The sequence below is a fragment of the Acidovorax sp. FG42 genome (genome assembly GCF_057809195.1).
This window is the reverse complement of the sequence record NZ_JBMDJM010000012.1, coordinates 116,668-137,069: the sequence shown is the minus strand read 5'-3', so window position 1 is coordinate 137,069 and position 20,402 is coordinate 116,668. Positions and strand designations below refer to the sequence as shown.

Below are 20,402 nucleotides of genomic sequence, written 5' to 3'. Positions count from 1 at the left end.
GTCACAGCGCGTTGACGGGAATCTTGAGATAGGTCACGCCATTGGCTTCCGGCGGCGGCATTTCCCCCGCACGGATGTTGACCTGCACCGAGGGCAGGATGAGCACGGGCATCTCCAGCGTCGCGTCGCGCTGGGTGCGCAGCGCTACAAAGGCCTCTTCGCTCACTCCGTCGTGCACATGGATGTTCTTGGCCCGCTGGTCGGCAACGGTGGTTTGCCACGCCACGGCGCGCCCTGCCGGGGGGTAGTCGTGGCACATGAACAGGCGGGTTTCCGCCGGCAGGCTGAGCAATTTGCGCACCGATTGGTACAGCGTGTGGGCATTGCCGCCGGGGAAGTCACAGCGCGCTGTGCCCACGTCGGGCATGAACAGGGTGTCGCCCACAAACACGGCGTCACCGACTTGGTAGGCCATGCAGGCGGGGGTATGGCCGGGCACTGCCAGCGCCTGGGCCTCCAGCTGGCCGATGCGGAACACCTCGTTGTCGTGCAGCAGCTGGTCGAACTGGCTGCCATCCGGACGGAACTCGGGCTCCAGATGAAAGACTTTCTTGAACACGTCCTGCACCTGCGTGATGGACGCGCCAATGGCGATTTTTCCGCCCAGCTTGTCGCGAAGGTAGTGCGCGGCCGACAGGTGGTCCGCGTGGGCATGGGTTTCCAGAATCCATTGCACCGTCAATCCCTGACCTTGCACAAACGCCACGATCTTGTCGGCAGACCGTGTGCGGGTGCGGCCCGACTTCGGGTCGTAGTCCAGCACCGAATCCACCACCGCGCAGTGGCCGCCAGGCTGATCGAACACCACATAGCTCACCGTCCAGGTGGCGTCATCAAAGAAGGCTTCTATCTGGGGCTTCATCGAAGGGCTCCGTATTTAATTTCGATGTTGATAGTTTATTGACAGATAGATTGTTAGTCAATAGAATATCAACATCGAATCTGAAAAGGAGCGCGCCACCATGCACGCAGAAGCACAAATGGACCTGGAGGCCTTGCGCACGTCCGCCGACAGCGCTTGCCGCTTGATGAAGGTTTTGTCCAACCCCGACCGCCTGCTGCTGCTGTGTCAGCTGACGCAGGGTGAAAAGCGGGTGGGCGAGCTGGAGGAACTGGTGGGCATCTCCCAGCCCACCTTGTCCCAACAGCTGGGCGTATTGCGCGAGGAGGGCCTCGTCAACACCCGCCGCGAAGGCAAAAACATCTATTACGAAATCGCCAGCCCCCAGGCCCTGGCGGTGATGAATGTGCTGTTTGAACAATTTTGTGGCCCTGCGCAGGAGAGCAAACCATGCTGATCGATTGGACCCATTTCACCCCCTGGGCGGCGCTCGCTGGCGGCGTTTTGCTGGGCCTTGCCTCGGCGCTTTTTGTGCTCCTCAACGGGCGCATCCTGGGCATCAGCGGCATTGTGGGCGGGCTGTTGCGCCCCCGCGCTGGGGACATTGGTTGGCGCTTGGCTTTTGTGCTGGGCATGCTGGTAGCCCCCAGTCTCTATTGGCTGGTAGTCGGCCCCACGCAGCCGCGCATTGATGCGAGCTGGGGCATGGTGGTGATCGCTGGCCTGCTGGTGGGTGTCGGTACCCGCTACGGATCGGGCTGCACCAGCGGCCACGGCGTGTGCGGACTCTCGCGCATGTCGCCCCGTTCCCTGGTGGCCACCCTGGCCTTCATGGGGGCAGGGTTCGTCACCGTCTTCCTCATCCGGCACGCGCTGGCCTGAGTGCATCCCCATTCATCGGAGCATTGATCGCTATGAAAAATCGTATTTCGGAGTTTGTAGTGGGCCTGATTTTCGGACTGGGCCTGATCGTCTCGGGCATGACCGACCCGGGCAAGGTGCTGGGTTTTCTGGACCTGGCTGGCTTGTGGGACCCATCGCTGGCGTTTGTGATGGGCGGAGCCATTGCGGTGGGCGTCTTTGCCTTCGCCGTGGCCAAGAAACGGACCACCAGCTTTCTGGGCGGTGCCATGCACCTGCCCACGTCGCGCGACATTGATCGCCGTCTGGTCGTCGGAAGCCTCATCTTTGGCGCGGGCTGGGGCATCGCCGGGTTTTGTCCGGGCCCAGCCATTGTTTCGGCGGGTGCGGGCCAGCCCAAAGCCATCGTGTTTGTGATCGCCATGCTGGCGGGCATGTGGCTGTTTGAATTGGCCGAGCGCATGTCCCACGGTACCCCAACCACACAGATCGGAGGCCGCTGATATGCCGCTGCAAATCATTGCCCTGACCCCTGACTTCGCTGTGTCGCCACAGCTGGCGACCACGGACTTTGCCTCTTTGGTCCAGCAAGGCTTCAAGACCGTCATCAATAACCGGCCCGACGGGGAGGGCGGTGGCGCACAGCCCACCAGCCCTGAAATGGAGCGCGCTGCCACGGTGGCCGGGCTGCACTACGTGTATCTGCCTGTGGTCAGCGGCTCTATCACGCCGGAACAGGTGCAGGCCATGCACAAGGTCTTGATCACTGTCCCCAAGCCCACATTGGCGTTTTGCCGTTCAGGCGCCCGGTCTGCACAGCTGTTTGGGCTGGCGCAGGACTTGGACGCCGAAGCGTCCTGATCACCCGGGAACCCTCATGAACTTCATTCCCGGCTGGGTCCGTAACTACCAGAAGGCCTGGCTCTCCGGCGACATGGTCGCCGGTGTGATCGTGACGGTGATGTTGATCCCGCAGAGCCTGGCCTATGCGCTGCTGGCGGGCTTGCCACCCGAGGTGGGCTTGTACGCCAGCATCCTGCCGATCATTGCCTATGCGATGCTGGGGTCCAGCATGACGCTGGCTGTCGGGCCTGTGGCGGTGGCTTCGCTCATGACGGCGAGCGCCCTGCAGCCCCTGGCCGCCGCTGGCTCGCCCGACTACGTGGCGCTGGCCATGTTGCTGTCGCTGCTCTCCGGCGGTATGTTGCTGCTGTTTGGGGGGTTGCGGCTGGGTTTCTTGGCCCATTTTCTGAGCCACCCGGTGATCAGCGGTTTTATCTCTGGCTCGGCTGTGCTCATTACTGTGGGGCAGGTCAAGCACCTGCTGGGCGTGAAGGCGGGCGGCACCGATGTCTTTGACACCGTGGTTCAGCTGGTCCACGCAGCGCCCGGAACCAACCTGGTCACGCTGGGCATTGGTGCGGGCAGCGTGTTGTTTCTGGTGCTGGCGCGCAAGTCCTTGTCCCCATGGCTGGTGCGCCTGGGTGCCAGTCCGCGCCTGGCGGATATCGCATCCAAGCTGGCGCCCATGCTGGCCGTGATGGTGTCGACCGCCTTGGTCGCCGCCATGCGCTGGGACCAGACGGCGGGGGTCAGCATTGTGGGCACGGTTCCCCAAGGCCTGCCGCAGCTCGGGTTGCCGGCGGTTTCGATGGCGTCTGTGGGCTCGCTGTGGTTGCCTGCGCTGTTGATCTCGCTGGTGGGCTTTGTGGAAAGCGTGTCTGTGGCGCAATCGCTGGCGCTCAAGCGGCAGCAGCGCATTCAGCCGAACCGGGAACTGCTGGGGCTCGGGGCTGCCAACGTTGCCAGTGCGCTGTCGGGTGGTTTCCCCGTCACGGGTGGCTTTGCGCGCTCGGTTGTCAATTTTGCAGCGGGCGCGAATACGCCCTTGGCAGGTGTCATTTCTGCCGTGCTGATGGGTGTGGTGATTGCCGCGCTGACCGGACTGTTTCACTATTTACCCCATGCCGTGCTGGCAGCCACCATCATCGTCGCGGTGGTGTCCCTGATCGACGTGGAGACACTGCGCGAGGCTTGGCACTATGACAAGGCCGACGCCATGGCCTTGCTGGCCACTGCCGGGGGGGTGATCGCTTTTGGCGTGGAAGTCGGCATCCTGATGGGTGTGGCTTTATCGCTGGGCACGTTGGTGTGGCGCAGCAGCCATCCTCACATTGCGGTGGTGGGGCGCGTGCCAGGCACGGAGCACTTTCGTAACGTGACCCGTCACACGGTGAATACAGAGCCCGGCCTGATTGCCGTGCGGGTGGATGAAAGCCTGTATTTCGCCAATTCGGACGCGTTGCTGGACCGCGTGGAGGAACTGGTGGCCGCCCAACCGGATACGCGCCACGTGCTTCTGGTGTGCTCAGCCATCAACCAGATCGACACGACGGCATTGGGCGTACTGACCGATCTGGAGCGAAGCCTAGCCCAGCGAGGGGCGGCGTTATTGCTGTCCGAGGTGAAAGGACCCGTGCTCGACCGTTTGCAGGGCACAGAACTTGGCCAGCGGCTGGAGGGACGGATCTTTTTGAGTACCCATGCGGCGTTTGAATACGCAAGGTGGGCTGGCAGCATGGTGGCGCGGTACGGGGATCCGGCGGCGGCTATCTAGTGCAGCGAGGGATGGGGGACGTTGAAACGGAGCACCGATCTGCAGAGGCCCCTTGGAAAGCAGATTTAGTATTTTACATAATATACATCGTATCTATTTATTGGCAAGTCTCACGGCTGTATCTCATCGGTCGATATGGGCTCGGTGGTCTCTCCCAATTACCTATGCCGCTACCATCATCGCCCATGACACTTCCCACCCAAGCCCCTTCCACATCCCACATCCACTTCGGCCTTCGTGATCGCGTCTGTATCGTCACCGGCGGTGCCCAAGGCATTGGCGAGGCCTGCATCCGCCGTTTTGCAGCCGAGGGCGCCAAGCCGGTGATCGTCGATGTGGACCATGCGCGCGGCCAGGCGCTGGCGCAGGAACTGGGCGCGTTGTATGTCCGCTGCGATGTGGGCGATAAATCGCAGGTAGATGCGCTGGTGGCCCAGACCCTCGCTGCCTATGGACGCATCGACGTGCTGGTGAACAACGCCGGCATCTTCCGTGCGGCAGATTTTCTGGACGTGACCGAGGCCGACTTTGACGCCGTGTTGCGGGTCAACGTCAAGGGCTCGTTCCTGGTCGGTCAGGCGGTGGCGCGGGCCATGGTCGATGCGGGCGGAGGCGCCATCGTCAACATGAGTTCGGTCAACGGGGTGCTGACCATTCCCAACATCTCCAGCTACAACGTGAGCAAAGGCGGCGTGAACCAGCTCACGCGCGTGATGGCCCTGGCGCTGGCCGACAAGAACATTCGCGTGAACGCCGTGGCCCCAGGCACCATTGCCACCGAACTGGCCGCCAAGGCCGTGCTGACGAGTGATGAGGCCAAGAACAAGATCATGAGCCGCACGCCCATGAAGCGGCTGGGCGAGCCGTCGGAGATTGCCGATGTGGTGGCCTGGCTGGCCAGCGATGCGGCCAGCTATGTGACTGGTGAGATAGTGACCGTGGACGGCGGGCGCATGACGCTCAACTACACCGTACCGGTCTGACGCGCTCCTGGTCACTCCTGTTTTGATAGCTGCTAGCGCATGATTCACTAGCGCTAGCGGCTATTTTTATGACTTTCAGACCTGTGGCATGCGCTGTAGCAGCCCTGAGGTGCTGCGCGGCCAGCCGACCGGGCCGAACCAGGCGCCGCCTGCAATCGCCCACGCGTTGACCAGGCCGTACAGCACCAGCGCCGCCCCCTGCGCCGCAAACACGGCAGCCAATCCACCGCCCCAGCGCAGGGCCAGCCAGCCGCCAGTGACGGCCACAGCCAGGCGCACGATATTGCCGATCACGGGCCAGAGCAGGCGCCCTGCCCCTTGTGAGGCAAAGTACAGCACCAGTCCCAGGCCAAAAAACCCGTACACCGGACCGACGGTGCGCAGATACAGCGCACCCGCCTCCAGCATGGCGGGGTCGCTGTTGAACAGTGACAGCCAAGCACTGGGAAACGCCGCCGCCCACAGACCAATCGCTTCGGCCATCACAAACGCCATGGCCGCGCCGATCCAGGTGGCGCGCAAGGCACGCTCGCGCTGGCCGGCGCCTATGCAGGTGCCCACCATGGCCACCAGCGGTGCGCCCAGGCCAAACACCAGCGGAACCAGCAGGTACTCCAGCCGCGACGCGGTGCCGTATCCCGCAATGGCCGCCGTGCCAAAACCACCCACCAATGCGGTGGTCACGCCAATCGCCAGATTGGTCGCAACGGTAGACACCGTACCCACCAGCCCCACCCGCAGGATGTCCTTGAACAACACCCAGCGAAACCGGATGTGTGCCAGCGAAGGCCGCAGCAGGCTGCGCGGCGACCACAGATACGCGGCCAGCACCACGCTGCCGATCAGGTAGTACGCCATCAGCGCAATGGCGCCCCCGGCAATGCCCAGCCCGGGCATGGGGCCCCAGCCAAAGATAAACAGCGGCGACAGCGGCACCAGCACAAACGCACCCAGCACCGTGACATACGCCGGCACAGCCATGTTGCCCGTGCCCCGGATCACGGCCGACAGTGTGTTGAACAGCCAGACCAGAAACGCGCCCGCAAACACCCAGTTGGAATAGACCAGCGCCGCATCCAGCGCGCCGCCCGTGCCGCCCATGCGGGTGTAGAGCCAGCGCCCTCCTCCCACCACGCCCACGGTAAAGACCAGCGAAAATACCGCCGCAATGGCCAGCGCATGCAGCACCAGCGCATCGGCATCCTGGCGTCGCCGCGCGCCCAGGGCACGGGCAATGGCCGACGCAATGCCGCCGCCCATGGCGCCTGCCGAGGTCATCTGCATCAGCATGACCACGGGGAACACCAGGGCCATGCCTGCCAACGCGTCCGTGCCCAGCTTGCCGACAAAGTAGGTCTCGATGAGTCCGACGCCCGCCTGCGCCAGCATCACCAGCACATTGGGCGCGGCCAGCCGCAGCAAGGTGGGGGCGATGGGCGCCTCCAGCAGCATGCGGGTGCGCGGATTCAGGGCCTCGGTCACATCAAGCCCCTGCCCCACCGGCCGCAGGCCTGCGTGGCACGACGATGCGCACGGTAGTCAGCTGCAGCACGTCGCCGTGCTGGTTGCGCGTCTCGCTGCGCACGGTGACCATGCCCCGGTCGGGCTTGGACTTGGAGGGCTGGATCTGCACCACCTCGCTCACCACATGCAGCACATCGGTGGCGCGCGTGGGCCGGGGCCAGGTCAGTTCGCCGCCAGCGCCGATGATGCCGCCCGCAATCGGCAGACCGCTCTTCACCTGCAAGCGCATGGTCACGGCCGCTGTGTGCCAGCCGCTAGCGGCCAGGCCGCCAAACAGCGTGTCACGTGCTGCGGCGTCGTCCAGGTGAAAGGGCTGCGGGTCGAACTGCGCGGCAAAGCTGGTGATCTGCGCCTCGTCCATGGCGTGTTCGCCGCTGGTGAACTGGTCGCCCACCGACAGGTCGTCCAGATAGATCGGGGGCTTGGTGGTTGTCGAGGCGTGGCTGGCCGTGGACTGCGTCATGTCGATGGCTTTCTTGGGGAGGGGATGTTGGTTCGTTCAGGCAGCCGTGGCGGCGGGCCGCGCCAGGCGTGCTTCACGGATCGGCAGGTTGACCAGCGCTGCGCCCAGGGCCAGCACGATGTCGATGTACCAGACCCAGTCATAGCTGCCGGTGGCCTGGAACACGCTGCCGCCCAGGTAGGCACCCAGGAAGCCGCCCACCTGGTGCGACAGCATCACGATGCCGAACAGCATGGCCATGTTGGCTGTGCCAAACATCTTGGCGACCAGTCCGGCTGTGGGGGGCACCGTCGACAGGAACGTGATGCCCATGACGGCGGCGAAGATCAGCACCACGGCGGGTGTCTTGGGGGCGAACAGGAAGATCAGCACCGCCAGGCCACGCACCGCATACAACAGCGACAGCAGCGACTTCATGCGCCAGCGCCCCACCGCCCAGCCCATGGCCAGGCTGCCCACAATGTTGAACAGCCCGATCACTGCCAGCGACCAGCCGCCTATTTCGGGCGACAGCCCGCAGGCCGCAATCACGCCGGGCAAGTGCGTGGCCAAAAACGCCACGTGAAATCCGCACACCAAAAAGCCCGCCGCCAGATACCGGTAGCTGGGCGTGGCCAACGCCTGGGCAATGGCCTCGCGCGCGGTCAGTGCCTTCTGGCCGGACGCCGCCGCAGCCTGCGCCGCCAGCGCGTTGGAGTTGCCCTTGAGCACCCACACCGCCGGCAGCGCCAGCAGCACCAGCACGCCCAGCCACTGCATGGCACTGGCCCAGCCCACGGCGGCCGTCAGGCTGATGGCGATGGGCGCCATCACAAACTGACCGAACGAGCCGCCCGCGTTGACGATGCCGCTGGCCAGTCCGCGCTTTTGCAGCGGCACCAACCGCGCAGTGGCCGCCATCAGCACCGACGGCCCGGCCATGCCCGCGCCACCCGCGGCCAGCACGCCAATCGCAAAGATCAGCCCTGCCGTGGTGGTCATGTATGGCGTGATGAAGGTGCCCAGCGCCACCAGCGCCACACCTATCAGGATCACACGGCCCGTGCCGATGCGGTCTGCCACAGCCCCAGCAAACGGCTGGGTCAGGCCCCACCACAGCTGCCCAAACGCAAACGCCAGGCTGATGCTGCCAATGCCCAGGTCCGTGGAAGTGTTGAGCGCAGACAGGAACAGGCCCATGGTCTGGCGCGTGCCCATCGTCATCGCAAAGGTGCCTGCTGCGGCCAGCAGCACCAGCCACAGGGCCAGTGGCGCGGCAGACCTGGCTGCGGCTTGAGGGGTCGTGTTATTCGTCATGCCCTGCCTCCTGCGCTGGCAGCGCTGCCAGCAAATCGAGTGAGTCGTCCACCAGCGCATGCAGCGCCATCACGCGTTCCACACCCAGCGTTTCATTCAGCGCCAGTTGCGCGGCCTTCCAGTGGCGCTGCGCTTCCGCGCGTTTGTCGCGGCCTGCGTCGGTGATGTGGACCAAGCGGCTGCGAGCGTCCGTGCCCGCCTTCAGCGTCACCCAGCCGGCATCGACCAGCGGGCGGAGGTTGCGTGTGAGCGTGGAGGCATCCATCTTCATCTCTGTGGCGAGGTCACCCGGGCGGATCGGGCCCAGCTTGAGCACATGGGACAGCAGCGAATACTGCGTGGTCTTGAGCCCGCACTTCGCCATTTCGGCGTCGTAGTGGTTGGCGACGCGGCGCATCAGCTGGCGCAGCTTGAAGTTGGTGCAGCCCTGCGGCAGCACGGGGGCCAGGGTGGATGGTTCGGCTTGCATGGATTTGATTGTATCTGCAATAATTGCATATGCAATCTAAAAGTTTCGCCCCCATCAACAACCCGGACACACCATGACCTCTAACAATCACCTCGAACACTGGCTGGCGCAGGAGCGCGACATCCTCGCCACGCTGGATGCCGGCCCTGGCCCTGGCGTGGCCACCCGCGACCAGATTGCCCACCTGAACGGCCTGCAGCAAATGCAGGCCATGCTGCGCGGCGAGCTGCCCTACGCGGCCATTGCCAAGACGCTGGACTTCTTGATCGTCGAAGTGGGCGAAGGCATCGCCATCTTCCAGGGCACACCTCGTGCAGAGCACTTGAACCCCATGGGCACGGTACACGGCGGCTGGTTTGCCACCCTGCTCGACTCCGCCCTGGGCTGCTCCATCCACACCCGCATGGAGCCTGGGCGCGGCTACACCACAGCCGAGCTGGGCATCAACCTGGTCAGGGCGATCACGCCCAAGGTGCAGCGGGTGCGTGCCGAGGGCCGCGTGATCCACTGCGGGCGCCAGCTGGCCACCGCCGAGGCGCGGCTGGTGGGGCCGGACGGCACGCTGTACGCCCACGCCACCACCACCTGCCTGGTTTTTGACTTGCCTGCACAATCGAAGGGATGAAATTCCTCCACACGATGCTGCGCGTTGGCAACCTTCAACGCTCGATTGATTTCTACACCAAGGTACTGGGCATGCAGCTGCTGCGCCAGTCCGAGAACCCCGAGTACAAATACTCGCTGGCCTTTTTGGGCTTTGAGGGCGGCAACCCCGGCCAGGCCGAGATCGAGCTGACCTACAACTGGGGTGTGGAAAGCTACGACATGGGCACGGCCTACGGCCACATTGCCCTGGGTGTGCCCGATGCGTATGCAGCGTGCGAGAAGATCAAGGCGGCGGGCGGCAACGTGACGCGCGAACCCGGCCCGGTCAAGGGCGGCACCACGGTGATCGCGTTTGTGACCGACCCCGATGGCTACAAGATCGAGTTGATCCAGCGCGCCGAAGGCGCAGGCGGCCAGGGGCTGCGGTAATTTCTACTATCAAATAGATAGCTGCTTGCGCATGCTCCACTAGCGCAAGCGGCCATTTTGACCACAAAAAAACCCGGCATTGCCGGGTTTTTTTGTTGGGGAAGGAGGCAGCGCTTACAGGCCGCCCAGCGTCACTTCCACGCGGCGTGCTTCGGCGTTGCTGCCGGTTGCGGTGGTTTCTTCGGGCTTTTTCAGCTCCACCTTGTCTTCAGTCACGCCCAAGGCCTTGAGCGCTTCGGCCACGGCCACTGCGCGTTGCTTGGCCAGCTCCGCGTTCAGGGCGGCGTCGCCCGTCGCGTCGTGGAAGCCCGAAACAACGGCCTTCTTGCCTTCGGCCACACCCTTGACCACATCGGCCAGGGCTTCGTTGGCGCCTGCGGCCAGTTCGGCCTTGGCGGTGGCAAAGTAGAACTTCACCACACCGTTTTCAACGCGCACGCTGGCCACGTCTTCTTCGACGGCAACCGGTGCGGCCGGAGCAGCGTCCACAACCACCGCTGCGGGCTGTGCCGGGGCCTTGGCACCCAGACGCTTGACCACCACGGTGCCCACCACCACGGAGATCACCAACGCAATCAGTGCAAAGAGAAAACCGAGGGCAAAACGTTCTTGGCTATCGTCGTCAGAGCTGGACATGAAGGATCCCTGTAGTGATGAAAAAAGTGGTTGGCCGGCCCTGCAGAGGGTGCGAAAACAAGGCCCTGGCCGATTGCAGCAAAGCTTTCGATTGTAGAGTGAAGCCATGACGAATCTGCCCGCCCCACTGCGAGACCCGGCACCCATGCTGGAGCGTGCCCTCCAGGAATGGGGCGGCCATCAGGACCTGTGGATCTTTGGCTATGGCTCGCTCATCTGGCGGCCGGATTTTGACTACGCCGAGCGCCGCCCCGCCAAGGTGCACGGCTGGCACCGGGCGCTGAAGATGTGGAGCCGCATCAACCGGGGCACGCCCGAGTGCCCGGGCCTGGTGTTCGGCATGCTGTCGGGCGGCAGCTGCAGGGGCATGGTGTTCCGCATAGACAAGGCCCATGCGCGGCAGGTGATGATCAACCTGTGGCAGCGCGAGATGCCTACCGGCGTGTATGACCCGCGCTGGCTCACCTGCCAGACACCAGAGGGGCCGGTGAGTGCGCTGGCGTTCACCCTGTCCCGCAAAAGCCCCAACCACACCGGCGAGCTGCCCGACCATGAATACCGCCGCATCTTTGATGAGGCCTGCGGGCGCTACGGCACCACACGGGACTACGCCCAGGCCACTTATGACGAGTTACGAAAGCACGGCATCCATGACCGGGCGCTGGCCCGGTTGATCGCACTGGCCCAAAAAGAGTCATAGTGCACATTTTTCTGGACTCGTGGGCACTGGCTTGCGAGACTGCGCCTTTGTATCGGGTTCAATCCCGCGTTCATTCATTCGCACCGAGGAGTTTGAGTCATGAAGAATCGTTTTGCTTTTGCACTGTGTTCCCTGGCTGCTGTGGCGCTGGTGGGTTGCGCCTCCCATCTGTCCGGCAACCGCGCCACCGCCAAGCTGGAGCCCACCCGTGGCAATACCGCCAACGGCACGGTCACGTTCGTGCAGACGGGTGATGGCGTTCAGGTGTCTGGCGAGGTCCGTGGCCTCAAGCCGGGCGCAGAGCATGGCTTTCACGTCCACGAAAAGGGTAACTGCAGTAGCGGCGACGGCATGAGCACCGGCGGACATTTCAATCCCACCGCCAAACCCCACGGTGCCCACGGCGCTGCCGAACACCACACCGGCGACCTGCCCAGCCTCAAGGCCGACAAGTACGGCGTGGCCGCCTTCAGCTTTGTGTCGAAATCCATCAGTGTGGGCGGTCCGACCACCGACATCGTCGGCAAGGGCCTGATCGTTCACCGTGACCCCGACGATTACCAGACCCAGCCCACCGGCAACGCAGGCCCGCGCCTGGCCTGTGCGGTGATCGCGTCCAAGTGAAGGAAAGGGAAAGCGGCCTTCGCCGCCGCTACCCGCGCGCCGCCAGCAACTGTGCGGCGCGCTCCAGGTCTTGCACGGTGTCTATGTCGGTCACCGTGCCTGCGTCATCCACCTCCACCTGCCGTACCCTGCCCTGCTGCGCTTGCGCACGCACCACGCTGGCGGCGCCCTGCTCGCCAGTCAGCGCCAGCAGGCTGGGCAAACATGCAGCCGCAAACCCCACGGGGTGACCGCGCTCGCCCTGGTACACCGGCATGGCGACGGCGCAGTCCGGGTCTGCCAGCGCGGCGGCCATGGTGCGCAAGGTGTCGGGGCGGATCAGTGGCAAATCCCCCGGCAAAACCAGCCAGCCGGGCGCCTGGGCCGTGGCGCGCACAGCCGCTGCGATCGAATCGCCCATGCCCGGGTGGCCTGCGTCTTCCAGGTGCCAAGGCAAACCGCTAGCGCGCACGGCATCCAGGGTGTGCTCCAACACGGTTTTTGCCCCCAGGGGCGCGCGCAGCTTGTGCACCGCACCGCCGGATGCGGCAAAACGCGCTCCCCGGCCCGAGGCCAGCACCAGAACGACGGGGAGCGAGGTTGGTTGGAGCATGGGGTTGCGCTTGAACAGGTTCCGAGGGCCGGCGGCTGCGGCTTGCAGTCGACGCGATTCTAGGGCCGCCATCCGCGCATCAGGCCGTCAGAAAGCGCCGCTCCCTACCGTGAAATCCGCGTGCTGCGCCGCCATGCCGTGCAGCATACCCACCAGGGGCCGCAGGTCGTCCCGCCGACTGTGCAGAGCGTATCCGAGCGAGCCCAGGGGCACCGGGCTGGCCAGCAGCTGCAGCACGCCCCGTTCGCACAGGGCTTGCGCCCAGCCCTCGGGCAGCAGGCCAATGCCGCTGCCCTGTGCCAGCAAGCCCACGATGGCGCCCCAGTGGTTGCACATCAGTCGGCGCGCGGGGCGTGCATCGGCCTGTCGCAGCCAGTCGTCGATGAGGTGGGTCACCCCCGAGCCCTGCGGCAGGGTCACCAGCGGGTACGACTGCACGGCCTCGGCATCCATCTGGTGCAGGCCGCGTGCCACGCCAAGGCCTGCGCACCAGGCAAAGCGCGCCTGCGCCAACGGCACTGACGTCAGCGCGCTGCGGCTGGCGGGGCCTGCAATCACGGCCACGTCCAGCTCGCCTTTGTCCAGCCGCTCCGCCAGGGCCGCGCCCACATCCACATGCACTGACACTTCCAGGGCCGGGTGCGTCGCCGCCAGGGCCGAGACCAAACGAGGCAGCCAGGTGATTGCCGTCAGTTCGCCCACCCCCAACCGGCAGGGGCCGCGCAGGCCAGCGGTACTGCCCATCTCCTGCTGCAAACGGTCTGCCTGCTGCAGCAACCCACCCGCCAGCGGCAGCAGCCGCGTGCCCGCCTCCGTCAACGCCGCGCGGTGCCCGGCGCGGTCAAAGAGCACCTGGCCCAGCGATGCCTCCAGTTCGGCGATCCGCTTGGACAGGGAGGACACCGACAGGTGCACCCGCTCGGCCGCCATGGCAAAGCTGCTGCAGGTGGCGGCCCAGTAGAAGGCTTCGAGCTGCTTGAGGGTCATGCTGTGGATTCATTTTCAATTTGGCGAACAAATCATTTGTAATAAATTCGCTTTCTTGATTATTGCGGTTTCAGGACACTGCTTTCCAGCACCCGTATGCCATTGTCTGGAACCACGCCATGTCTACCCCCTCCCCCACGCCCCAGCCACCCTCCCCCAACGCCTGGGGCGCTTTCAACGGCACGCGCCGCAGCGGCCGCACGGCCGATCTGCTGTCGCTGGACGACTTTGAAGCCGCCGCCCGCCGCGTGCTGCCACGCCCCATCTTTGGCTACGTGGCCGGTGCGGCCGAGGACAACCTGGCATTGGACGACAACCGCCAGGCGTTCCGCGAGATCGCCCTCGTCCCCCGCGTGCTGCGCAACGTGGCTGAGCGCGATCAGGGCGTGACCCTGTTCGGCCAGCGCTACGCCAGCCCCTTCGGGATCGCGCCCATGGGCATCGCAGCGCTGTCGGCCTACCGGGGCGACATCGTGCTGGCCCGTGCGGCGGCAGCGGCGGGCATCCCGGCCGTGCAGAGCGGCAGTTCCCTCATCCGGCTTGAAGAAGTAATGGCCGCCGCCCCCGGCACTTGGTTCCAGGCCTACCTGCCCGGCACCCCCGAACGCATCGACGCCTTGCTATGGCGCGTAATTGCGGCAGGCGTACAGACCCTGGTGGTGACGGTGGACATCCCCGTGGCCGGCAACCGCGAGAACAACATCCGCGCGGGCTTCTCCACCCCACTGCGCCCCAGCCTGCGCCTGGCGTGGGACGGCATGGTGCGCCCGCGCTGGCTGGCGGGCACGCTGCTGCGCACGCTGGCACGCCACGGCATGCCACATTTTGAAAACTCGTTTGCCGAGCGCGGCGCACCCATCCTGTCTTCGCGCGTGCAGCGCGACTTTGCCGCGCGCGACCACTTTGACTGGAGTCACATCGCCCACATCCGCCGCCAGTGGCGCGGCCCGCTAGTGGTCAAGGGCATCCTTAGCCCGCAGGACGCCGCCCTCGCCCGCCAGCACGGGGTGGACGGCATCATCGTCAGCAACCACGGCGGCCGCCAGCTTGACGGTGCCGTGGCCCCGCTGCGCGTGCTGCCCGCGATTGTCGAGCAAGCGGGCAGCGGAATGACAGTGATGCTGGATGGAGGCATCCGCCGGGGCACCGACGTGATCAAGGCCCTGGCGCTGGGCGCGCAGGCGGTGTTTGTGGGGCGGCCCTTCAACTACGCCGCTGCAGTGGACGGCGAGGCGGGCGTGACAGCGGCCATTGATCTATTGCGTGCCGAGGTGGACCGCAACCTGGCGATGCTTGGCGCCACCACCTGCGCGGCGCTAGGGCCAGAGCATCTCATGGACCGGCGGACACGCTGAGGGAGGGACGGCGGCGCACGCTTCTCGGAGGGTCTCCAGGGCGCAAGGGCAATCAACGTAGTTTGAAATGAAGTGATGGCCGCGCCGCCAACAATCCCCTGTCGATCACTTCAATATTGATAGCTGTTAACGCTTATCTGCAAAGCGCTAATAGCACTTTTCATTCAATAGGGTTGGTCTGCAGCGCCACAGACGGCCTCAGGTTGATTTCCAAATTTCACTCGACCACTCCACTATTGGCAGGCCGTTTTTGGTTCGAACCGGTTTGTTTGCCTTGCACTATGGAACTTCCATGGGCGGCCCTTCAGTTAAAGTCCCCGCCCCGCGGGCGATTTTTGACCGCATGGTGCTCCCCGGTGACGGGGTTTGAAAACAAAATCAGCGACTTCGGGTGAGGCACGCCGACGGATGTGGCCGTGCCAACCGCAACTCGCCGAGATAGAAAAATATGCTGCTGACCGATATAACCGTCGAGCACACTTTGGTGTCCAAAAAGGATGGCGTTCGCCAGACTTTCTTGCTGCACCCGTTTACCGATACGCAGCGCGATTCGCTGGGCAAATTCGAGCTCGTTCGCGACGTCAGCCAGCCCGGACTCAAAGACGTGAAACGCTCCACCTTCGTATCGTTTCACCAATTGGCGGAGCTGTATGCAAAAGGCTTGCTCGAAGAATTCGGGTTTTCCGTTCGCATGTGTCCGGGTAAAGGCACCTACCCTGCCAAGCTGCCAGCCAAAAAGATACTGCCCACCAGCATCAAACCAGGCTCTTCGTTCGACCTAGCGGTGCAAAAGGTGGATATTGCCAAACCTGCTACTCGCGAATTGAGAACTGCCTTGCTCCGCACCAACGTCGAAATCGAATAATCACGACGCTGATTGATAGAGGGTCTACCGTGAATCCACCCATTGCACATGCTGAACTCATCGCCACGTTCAAGCGGGCTGAGGCAGATGCCGCTCACAAATTCGGGCTGATCCAAGCGGCGGCGAATAAGGGTCCGAAGGCAATACAAGCCGCCACAGAAACAGCGGCAAAGGCGGCAAAACGCAGGGACTCTTTTGCGAAAAAGCTGGGCGATCTGGGAGTGGTACTCAAGTATTGAGCGCCGCCAAGCCCATGGCGTAACACCCACCCTTGGCGACCGCGCACAACGGGGCCGGGTCGTCAAAATAAACTTCGCAAACTGAAAACAGAATCGTTATGACGGCGACACCGAGCAAGTTGTAGGACCAGATTAAGGCGGCACTTATGGCAAACGAAGAGGAAATCCATCGCAACAAACTGACGGGTAAGACCTACATTAGCCCGCAGGTTCCTACGCTGAACGGACCTCTTCGCATCGCATCCAAGGTAATCGATTCCGAGGGGGCTTACTACGCCAAGGTGAAGAAGGAGATTGTCCTTCGTCGTACTCCAACAGCAAGAACCGAAATCGTTGCTAAGTTTCTTGAGGATGACCGTAAGCTCACGGTGCTGACATTCCAGCAGTTCAACGGCAACAACGGCCAGCCCCACCGCACGAACTTCTCATTTGTCGGCAGCGAGATCCCACGGCTTCTGGGCTTTCTCAACGACATCGCCGAGGTGGAGTTCAAGCACACAGGAGCAGTCAACATCACAGACGCCGAGTTGCACCAGCTGGTGCTCTCCAAGGCGCAGGCCGCCACCTTAGTTCATGACAACCAGGAAGTGTTCCTTGAGGCGCTCAAATCCGAAGTTACCAAGGAAGATATTGTCGCTTTGGGCTATCGCAAGAAGCAGCTTGGCGTGTTCTCTCAACTCCTGAGCGATCCAGAATTTTTTGACCTGTGCAAGAAGCAGAAATCCATCACGGGAGATGAGCCACTGTGGCAAGCCTACTTTGAGAAGAATCCATGGGTGTTTGGCTACGGACTCAGCTACTTTTATGTCACCGGGTTTGAAGAGCGAAAGCTTGAGCAGTTTGTTCAGGGCTACGACCTTCTCCATAGAGGCAAGCGAGCGGATGCGGTCCTGAAGACCAGAGGAATCATCAACTCCCTTTGCTTCGCGGAGATCAAGCACTACAACACCAAACTGCTTGAGTCTGATGCCTATCGAGTAGGTTGCTGGGCACCATCCAAAGAGATGGCAGGCGCGGTCGCTCAAGTCCAAGCTACCGTCGCAATAGCCATGCACAAGCTTCATGGCATGCAGCGCATGGTTGACGACGATGGGAATCCCACGGGCGAAGATGTTTTCAACTTCAAGCCGCGTGCGTTCATAGTAATTGGCTCCCTCAATGAGTGCATGGGCGAGCATGGTGTTAACCAAGACAATCTGCGTTCCTTTGAGCTTTATCGTGCGAGCATCACTGGGATAGACATCATGACCTTTGATGAACTGTACGAGCGGAGCAAATTCATCGTAGATTCCGCACAGCCGTGATGAACTGGGCTGCTCCATACAGTCGCCTCTTCAACCTTCTGGACAGGCAGGAGAATCTGTCCACCACACTCACCATCGCTTCAATTAGGCTAAATGCTGGTCACCAAACACAAACAGAGAAATGACTCGCACGCCGAACTGACACAACCGAACGAGTCATAAAAAAAGCGCCGGGTTCTCCCAAACCCGGCGCTCTCACTCCAACAAGCTTTATCAAGCCAACTTAAACGGCAGCTCGCGTGGCGTCTTGCCCGTGATCTGTGCGATGGCATTGGCAAACGCAGGTGCCAGCGGCGGCAATCCAGGCTCACCCATGCCCTTTGGCGGATCGGCGCTGGGCACGATATGCACCGTCACCTGCGGCATGTCGGTGATGCGGGCCACGGCGTAGTCGCCGAAGTTGCTCTGCTCCACCACACCGTCCTTGAGCGTGATGGCGGCACCGGGCAGGCAGGTACCCAGGCCCATCAGCGCGGCGCCTTGCACCTGGGCTTCCACGCTCTTGGGGTTGACCACCAGGTTGCAATGCACGCCGGCGGTGATGCTGTGCAGCTTGGGCGTGCCGTTTTTGACGGACGCCTCGACCACATAGGCCACCACCGACTCGAACGACTCGTGCACCGCCACGCCCCAGGCGCGGCCGGCGGCCAGCTTCTTCTTGCCGTAGCCCGACTGGGCGACGGCCAGTTGCAGCGCCGCCTTGTGGCGCGGGTGCTTGTCGCCCATCAGGGCCAGGCGGTAGGCCACGGGGTCTTGCTTGGTGGTGCGGGCCACTTCGTCGATCAGCGTCTCCATGGCGTAGGCCGTGTGGGTGGAACCCACGCTGCGCCACCACAGCACCGGCACGTTCACGTCCGGGTGGTGCACCGACAGCTTCATGGGCACGTCGTAGGGCTCTTTCATGCCTTCGATGGCCGTGGCGTCAATGCCGTTCTTGATCATGAAGGCCTCGAACGGCGAGCCCTTGGTGATGGACTGGCCGACGATAGTGTGGTCCCACGCCAGGATCTGGCCCTTGGCGTCAAAGCCGATCTCGGCGCGGTGCACGTGCATGGGGCGGTAGTAGCCGCCCTTGATGTCGTCTTCGCGGCTCCACAACGTGCGCACGGGCGCGGTGATGCCCGCAGTGCGCGCGGCCTTGGCCACGCCGCAGGCCTCCACCACGTAGTCGCTGGTGGGGATGGCGCGGCGGCCAAAGCCGCCACCGGCCATCTGCGTGTTGACCTTGACGTTCTGCGGCTGCAGGCCCAGCGTCTTGGCGGCGGCCATCGCGTCCAGGCCGGGCATTTGCGTGCCCATCCAGAGTTCGGCTTGGTCGCCGTCCAGTTTCACGGTGCAGTTGAGCGGCTCCATGGGCGCATGCGCCAGGTAGGGGAAGACGAACTCGGCACTGATCTTGTGGGGGGCGCCCGCCAGTGGCGCCATGTCGGCCTGCATGGCCACGTTGCCCGGCTTGACGGCCAGTTCGCGGTACTGCGCCAGCAGCGCGGTGGTGTCGGGCTTGGTCACCGCGCTGGTGTCCCATTCCACCTTCAGCGCGTCGCGCCCCTGCTTGGCGGGCCAGTAGCCGTCGGCCACGATGGCAATGCCCTCGCCGCCCCGGTCGGTGGGCACGCGCAGCACGGCCTTTACGCCCTTGATGGCTTTGGCGGCGCTGTCGTCCAGCGACTTCACCTTGGCGCCAAACACGGGCGGGCGGGCCACCACGGCCGTCAGCATGCCGGGCAGACGCACGTCAATGCCGTAGTGCTGCTGGCCGCTCGACTTGGCCTTGGCATCCAGACGCCCGGTGGGCTTGCCGATCAGGCGGAACTGCTTGGGGTCCTTCAAGGTGACCTTTTCGGGCACGGGCTGCTTCATGGCGGCTTCAGCCAACTGGCCATAGCCCAGTTTCTTGCCGCCGGGGCCGACCACAAAGCCGTTGCTGGTGCGCAGGGCCGACGCGTCCACACCCCACTGCGCGGCAGCAGCACCGACCAGCATGGCCCGGGTGCGTGCGCCCAGCTCGCGGTACTGGGTGTACGAGTTCTTGATGGAGTTGGAGCCGCCCGTGAGGTGCATGCCGAACGCAGGGTCGGCATAGGCCGGGTTGGCGTCGCCGTGCACGCTGCGCACTTTGCTCCAGTCGGCATCCAGTTCCTCGGCCAGGATCATGGGCAGGCCGGTCTGCACGCCCTGGCCAAAGTCCAGCCGGTTGATGGTGACGGTGACCGTGCCATCGGCATCAATGCGCACAAAGGCCGAGGGCTGCTCGTGCGGCTTGAGGCCTGCGGGCGCCGCAGCGGCTGCGCCCTGTGCAGCAGACACCAGGGGAAATGCGCCCAGCGCAAAGCCCGAGGCAGCCGACACCTTGAGGAAGGTGCGGCGAGCCACACCTTCCGACGCATCAAAAGCTCCTGAATTCATAGCGCCCTGCGCTTTATCCACTAGCGCTTGGAGGTGTTTTGGCATGAAATGTTGTGCCTGGCCCTGCAGGGCATGGGGTTCGAAGTGCATGGTGGTCTCCTTCAATCAGGCCAGGGTCTTGGCAGCGTCGTGGATGGCGGCGCGGATGCGCACGTAGGTGCCGCAGCGGCACACGTTGCCGGCCATGGCAGCGTCGATGTCGGCGTCGGAGGGCTTCTTCTTGCCCTTGAGCAGCGCGGTGGCGCTCATGATCTGGCCGCTCTGGCAGTAGCCGCACTGGGCCACGTCGTGCTTGACCCAGGCGGCGTGCACGGCCTTGCCCACCTTGTCGTCGGCGGCAATGGCTTCAATGGTGGTGATCTTCTGGCCTGCCGCCGCCGAGATGGGCGTGATGCAGGACCGCACCGGCGCGCCGTTCAGGTGCACGGTGCACGCACCGCACAGCGCCTGGCCGCAGCCAAACTTGGTGCCGGTCATGCCCAGCGTGTCGCGCAGGGCCCAGAGGATGGGGGTGGATTCGTCGGCATCCACGGCCGTGTCTTTGCCGTTGATATTGAGGGTGGGCATCGTGGGACTCCTTGGGGTGAAGGTCAGCGCTCAAAAGC

24 protein-coding genes are annotated in these 20,402 nt (G+C 63.8%); 14 read left to right on the top strand and 10 right to left on the bottom strand.

What is annotated here, in order from left to right; translation table 11 throughout:
- Position 1: 1 nt before the first annotated feature.
- Positions 2–862, bottom strand: coding sequence for an MBL fold metallo-hydrolase (locus ACODSM_RS14185; RefSeq protein WP_488805706.1), 861 nt, complete (start codon positions 860–862; stop codon positions 2–4).
- A 100-nt stretch (positions 863–962) separates the two neighbouring features.
- Here ACODSM_RS14185 and ACODSM_RS14180 point away from each other — a divergent pair, with 100 nt between their 5' ends.
- From ACODSM_RS14180 to ACODSM_RS14155, 6 genes are all read left to right on the top strand, one after another.
- Positions 963–1,298 (top strand): ArsR/SmtB family transcription factor, encoded by a 336-nt coding sequence (locus tag ACODSM_RS14180; RefSeq protein WP_488805705.1) that lies wholly within the window; start codon positions 963–965, stop codon positions 1,296–1,298.
- On the top strand, positions 1,292–1,723 hold the full coding sequence (locus tag ACODSM_RS14175) for a YeeE/YedE family protein (protein ID WP_488805704.1): 432 nt from the start codon (positions 1,292–1,294) through the stop codon (positions 1,721–1,723). Before ACODSM_RS14180 ends, ACODSM_RS14175 begins: the two co-directional genes overlap by 7 nt.
- 32 nt (positions 1,724–1,755) lie before the next feature.
- Positions 1,756–2,205: a DUF6691 family protein gene (locus ACODSM_RS14170; protein ID WP_488805703.1), complete on the top strand. Its 450-nt coding sequence runs from the start codon at positions 1,756–1,758 to the stop codon at positions 2,203–2,205.
- Between the two features lies 1 nt (position 2,206).
- On the top strand, positions 2,207–2,563 hold the full coding sequence (locus ACODSM_RS14165) for a protein tyrosine phosphatase family protein (protein WP_488805702.1): 357 nt from the start codon (positions 2,207–2,209) through the stop codon (positions 2,561–2,563).
- A 16-nt stretch (positions 2,564–2,579) separates the two neighbouring features.
- The gene (locus tag ACODSM_RS14160; protein WP_488805701.1) at positions 2,580–4,319 is read left to right on the top strand and encodes a SulP family inorganic anion transporter; all 1,740 of its coding nucleotides are present in this window, start codon (positions 2,580–2,582) and stop codon (positions 4,317–4,319) included.
- A gap of 185 nt (positions 4,320–4,504) precedes the next feature.
- Entirely contained in the window at positions 4,505–5,302 is a 798-nt protein-coding gene (locus ACODSM_RS14155) for an SDR family NAD(P)-dependent oxidoreductase (protein WP_488805700.1), read from the top strand.
- Between the two features lie 75 nt (positions 5,303–5,377).
- Here ACODSM_RS14155 and ACODSM_RS14150 read toward each other — a convergent pair whose 3' ends face one another.
- Genes ACODSM_RS14150 through ACODSM_RS14135 form a run of 4 tightly spaced genes read right to left on the bottom strand, consistent with a single transcriptional unit; the run spans position 5,378 to position 9,054 of the window.
- A complete protein-coding gene (locus tag ACODSM_RS14150) occupies positions 5,378–6,754 on the bottom strand; it encodes an MATE family efflux transporter (RefSeq protein ID WP_488805712.1) in 1,377 nt (458 codons plus the stop codon).
- A 31-nt stretch (positions 6,755–6,785) separates the two neighbouring features.
- Positions 6,786–7,289, bottom strand: a complete 504-nt coding sequence (locus ACODSM_RS14145; protein ID WP_488805699.1) for a MaoC family dehydratase — start codon at positions 7,287–7,289, stop codon at positions 6,786–6,788.
- Positions 7,290–7,325: 36 nt separating this feature from the next.
- Positions 7,326–8,585, bottom strand: coding sequence for an MFS transporter (locus tag ACODSM_RS14140; protein ID WP_488805698.1), 1,260 nt, complete (start codon positions 8,583–8,585; stop codon positions 7,326–7,328).
- Complete coding sequence (locus ACODSM_RS14135; RefSeq protein WP_476016682.1) at positions 8,575–9,054, bottom strand: MarR family winged helix-turn-helix transcriptional regulator; 480 nt, start codon at positions 9,052–9,054, stop codon at positions 8,575–8,577. Before ACODSM_RS14135 ends, ACODSM_RS14140 begins: the two co-directional genes overlap by 11 nt.
- 73 nt (positions 9,055–9,127) lie before the next feature.
- Here ACODSM_RS14135 and ACODSM_RS14130 point away from each other — a divergent pair, with 73 nt between their 5' ends.
- Together ACODSM_RS14130 and gloA are read left to right on the top strand one after the other, a co-directional pair.
- Entirely contained in the window at positions 9,128–9,679 is a 552-nt protein-coding gene (locus ACODSM_RS14130; protein WP_422849595.1) for a PaaI family thioesterase, read from the top strand.
- Complete coding sequence (gene gloA, locus ACODSM_RS14125; RefSeq protein WP_015014110.1) at positions 9,676–10,089, top strand: lactoylglutathione lyase; 414 nt, start codon at positions 9,676–9,678, stop codon at positions 10,087–10,089. The genes ACODSM_RS14130 and gloA overlap by 4 nt, the downstream gene beginning before the upstream one ends.
- A 114-nt stretch (positions 10,090–10,203) precedes the next feature.
- Here gloA and ACODSM_RS14120 read toward each other — a convergent pair whose 3' ends face one another.
- Positions 10,204–10,725, bottom strand: a complete 522-nt coding sequence (locus ACODSM_RS14120; RefSeq protein WP_488805697.1) for an OmpA family protein — start codon at positions 10,723–10,725, stop codon at positions 10,204–10,206.
- Positions 10,726–10,831: 106 nt separating this feature from the next.
- Here ACODSM_RS14120 and ACODSM_RS14115 point away from each other — a divergent pair, with 106 nt between their 5' ends.
- Together ACODSM_RS14115 and ACODSM_RS14110 are read left to right on the top strand one after the other, a co-directional pair.
- Positions 10,832–11,425, top strand: coding sequence for a gamma-glutamylcyclotransferase (locus tag ACODSM_RS14115; RefSeq protein WP_488805696.1), 594 nt, complete (start codon positions 10,832–10,834; stop codon positions 11,423–11,425).
- A 99-nt stretch (positions 11,426–11,524) separates the two neighbouring features.
- On the top strand, positions 11,525–12,049 hold the full coding sequence (locus ACODSM_RS14110; RefSeq protein ID WP_488805695.1) for a superoxide dismutase family protein: 525 nt from the start codon (positions 11,525–11,527) through the stop codon (positions 12,047–12,049).
- A 28-nt stretch (positions 12,050–12,077) separates the two neighbouring features.
- Here the strand turns inward: ACODSM_RS14110 and ACODSM_RS14105 are convergent, their stop codons facing one another.
- Positions 12,078–12,641, bottom strand: coding sequence for a nucleotidyltransferase family protein (locus tag ACODSM_RS14105; RefSeq protein WP_476016686.1), 564 nt, complete (start codon positions 12,639–12,641; stop codon positions 12,078–12,080).
- An 87-nt stretch (positions 12,642–12,728) separates the two neighbouring features.
- On the bottom strand, positions 12,729–13,628 hold the full coding sequence (locus ACODSM_RS14100) for a LysR family transcriptional regulator (protein WP_395454625.1): 900 nt from the start codon (positions 13,626–13,628) through the stop codon (positions 12,729–12,731).
- A gap of 119 nt (positions 13,629–13,747) precedes the next feature.
- Between ACODSM_RS14100 and ACODSM_RS14095 the strand changes: the two genes are divergently transcribed.
- The 4 genes from ACODSM_RS14095 (at position 13,748) to ACODSM_RS14080 (ending at position 17,391) form a co-directional block, all read left to right on the top strand.
- Positions 13,748–14,983 carry an alpha-hydroxy acid oxidase gene (locus ACODSM_RS14095; protein WP_488805694.1) on the top strand — a complete coding sequence of 412 codons (1,236 nt, stop codon included), beginning with the start codon at positions 13,748–13,750 and terminating at the stop codon, positions 14,981–14,983.
- A gap of 448 nt (positions 14,984–15,431) precedes the next feature.
- Positions 15,432–15,848, top strand: coding sequence for a hypothetical protein (locus ACODSM_RS14090; RefSeq protein ID WP_488805693.1), 417 nt, complete (start codon positions 15,432–15,434; stop codon positions 15,846–15,848).
- Positions 15,849–15,877: 29 nt separating this feature from the next.
- On the top strand, positions 15,878–16,087 hold the full coding sequence (locus ACODSM_RS14085; RefSeq protein ID WP_488805692.1) for a hypothetical protein: 210 nt from the start codon (positions 15,878–15,880) through the stop codon (positions 16,085–16,087).
- A 146-nt stretch (positions 16,088–16,233) separates the two neighbouring features.
- Positions 16,234–17,391, top strand: coding sequence for a Shedu immune nuclease family protein (locus ACODSM_RS14080; RefSeq protein WP_488805691.1), 1,158 nt, complete (start codon positions 16,234–16,236; stop codon positions 17,389–17,391).
- A 213-nt stretch (positions 17,392–17,604) separates the two neighbouring features.
- On the opposite strand, the gene ACODSM_RS14075 is transcribed toward ACODSM_RS14080, so the two are convergent.
- Both ACODSM_RS14075 and ACODSM_RS14070 read right to left on the bottom strand, forming a co-directional pair.
- Complete coding sequence (locus ACODSM_RS14075) at positions 17,605–19,887, bottom strand: xanthine dehydrogenase family protein molybdopterin-binding subunit (protein ID WP_488805690.1); 2,283 nt, start codon at positions 19,885–19,887, stop codon at positions 17,605–17,607.
- A gap of 15 nt (positions 19,888–19,902) precedes the next feature.
- Complete coding sequence (locus tag ACODSM_RS14070) at positions 19,903–20,364, bottom strand: (2Fe-2S)-binding protein (protein ID WP_056744839.1); 462 nt, start codon at positions 20,362–20,364, stop codon at positions 19,903–19,905.
- Positions 20,365–20,402: the final 38 nt, after the last annotated feature.

Excerpts from the sequence above, each read along its gene's own strand:
- ACODSM_RS14185 (WP_488805706.1), bottom strand. The coding sequence starts at position 862 with ATGAAGCCCCAGATAGAAGCCTTCTTTGATGACGCCACCTGGACGGTG.
- ACODSM_RS14180 (WP_488805705.1), top strand. The coding sequence starts at position 963 with ATGCACGCAGAAGCACAAATGGACCTGGAGGCCTTGCGCACGTCCGCC.
- ACODSM_RS14175 (WP_488805704.1), top strand. The coding sequence starts at position 1,292 with ATGCTGATCGATTGGACCCATTTCACCCCCTGGGCGGCGCTCGCTGGC.
- ACODSM_RS14170 (WP_488805703.1), top strand. The coding sequence starts at position 1,756 with ATGAAAAATCGTATTTCGGAGTTTGTAGTGGGCCTGATTTTCGGACTG.
- ACODSM_RS14165 (WP_488805702.1), top strand. The coding sequence starts at position 2,207 with ATGCCGCTGCAAATCATTGCCCTGACCCCTGACTTCGCTGTGTCGCCA.
- ACODSM_RS14160 (WP_488805701.1), top strand. The coding sequence starts at position 2,580 with ATGAACTTCATTCCCGGCTGGGTCCGTAACTACCAGAAGGCCTGGCTC.
- ACODSM_RS14155 (WP_488805700.1), top strand. The coding sequence starts at position 4,505 with ATGACACTTCCCACCCAAGCCCCTTCCACATCCCACATCCACTTCGGC.
- ACODSM_RS14150 (WP_488805712.1), bottom strand. The coding sequence starts at position 6,754 with ATGCTGCTGGAGGCGCCCATCGCCCCCACCTTGCTGCGGCTGGCCGCG.
- ACODSM_RS14145 (WP_488805699.1), bottom strand. The coding sequence starts at position 7,289 with ATGACGCAGTCCACGGCCAGCCACGCCTCGACAACCACCAAGCCCCCG.
- ACODSM_RS14140 (WP_488805698.1), bottom strand. The coding sequence starts at position 8,585 with ATGACGAATAACACGACCCCTCAAGCCGCAGCCAGGTCTGCCGCGCCA.
- ACODSM_RS14135 (WP_476016682.1), bottom strand. The coding sequence starts at position 9,054 with ATGCAAGCCGAACCATCCACCCTGGCCCCCGTGCTGCCGCAGGGCTGC.
- ACODSM_RS14130 (WP_422849595.1), top strand. The coding sequence starts at position 9,128 with ATGACCTCTAACAATCACCTCGAACACTGGCTGGCGCAGGAGCGCGAC.
- gloA (WP_015014110.1), top strand. The coding sequence starts at position 9,676 with ATGAAATTCCTCCACACGATGCTGCGCGTTGGCAACCTTCAACGCTCG.
- ACODSM_RS14120 (WP_488805697.1), bottom strand. The coding sequence starts at position 10,725 with ATGTCCAGCTCTGACGACGATAGCCAAGAACGTTTTGCCCTCGGTTTT.
- ACODSM_RS14115 (WP_488805696.1), top strand. The coding sequence starts at position 10,832 with ATGACGAATCTGCCCGCCCCACTGCGAGACCCGGCACCCATGCTGGAG.
- ACODSM_RS14110 (WP_488805695.1), top strand. The coding sequence starts at position 11,525 with ATGAAGAATCGTTTTGCTTTTGCACTGTGTTCCCTGGCTGCTGTGGCG.
- ACODSM_RS14105 (WP_476016686.1), bottom strand. The coding sequence starts at position 12,641 with ATGCTCCAACCAACCTCGCTCCCCGTCGTTCTGGTGCTGGCCTCGGGC.
- ACODSM_RS14100 (WP_395454625.1), bottom strand. The coding sequence starts at position 13,628 with ATGACCCTCAAGCAGCTCGAAGCCTTCTACTGGGCCGCCACCTGCAGC.
- ACODSM_RS14095 (WP_488805694.1), top strand. The coding sequence starts at position 13,748 with ATGTCTACCCCCTCCCCCACGCCCCAGCCACCCTCCCCCAACGCCTGG.
- ACODSM_RS14090 (WP_488805693.1), top strand. The coding sequence starts at position 15,432 with ATGCTGCTGACCGATATAACCGTCGAGCACACTTTGGTGTCCAAAAAG.
- ACODSM_RS14080 (WP_488805691.1), top strand. The coding sequence starts at position 16,234 with ATGGCAAACGAAGAGGAAATCCATCGCAACAAACTGACGGGTAAGACC.
- ACODSM_RS14075 (WP_488805690.1), bottom strand. The coding sequence starts at position 19,887 with ATGCACTTCGAACCCCATGCCCTGCAGGGCCAGGCACAACATTTCATG.
- ACODSM_RS14070 (WP_056744839.1), bottom strand. The coding sequence starts at position 20,364 with ATGCCCACCCTCAATATCAACGGCAAAGACACGGCCGTGGATGCCGAC.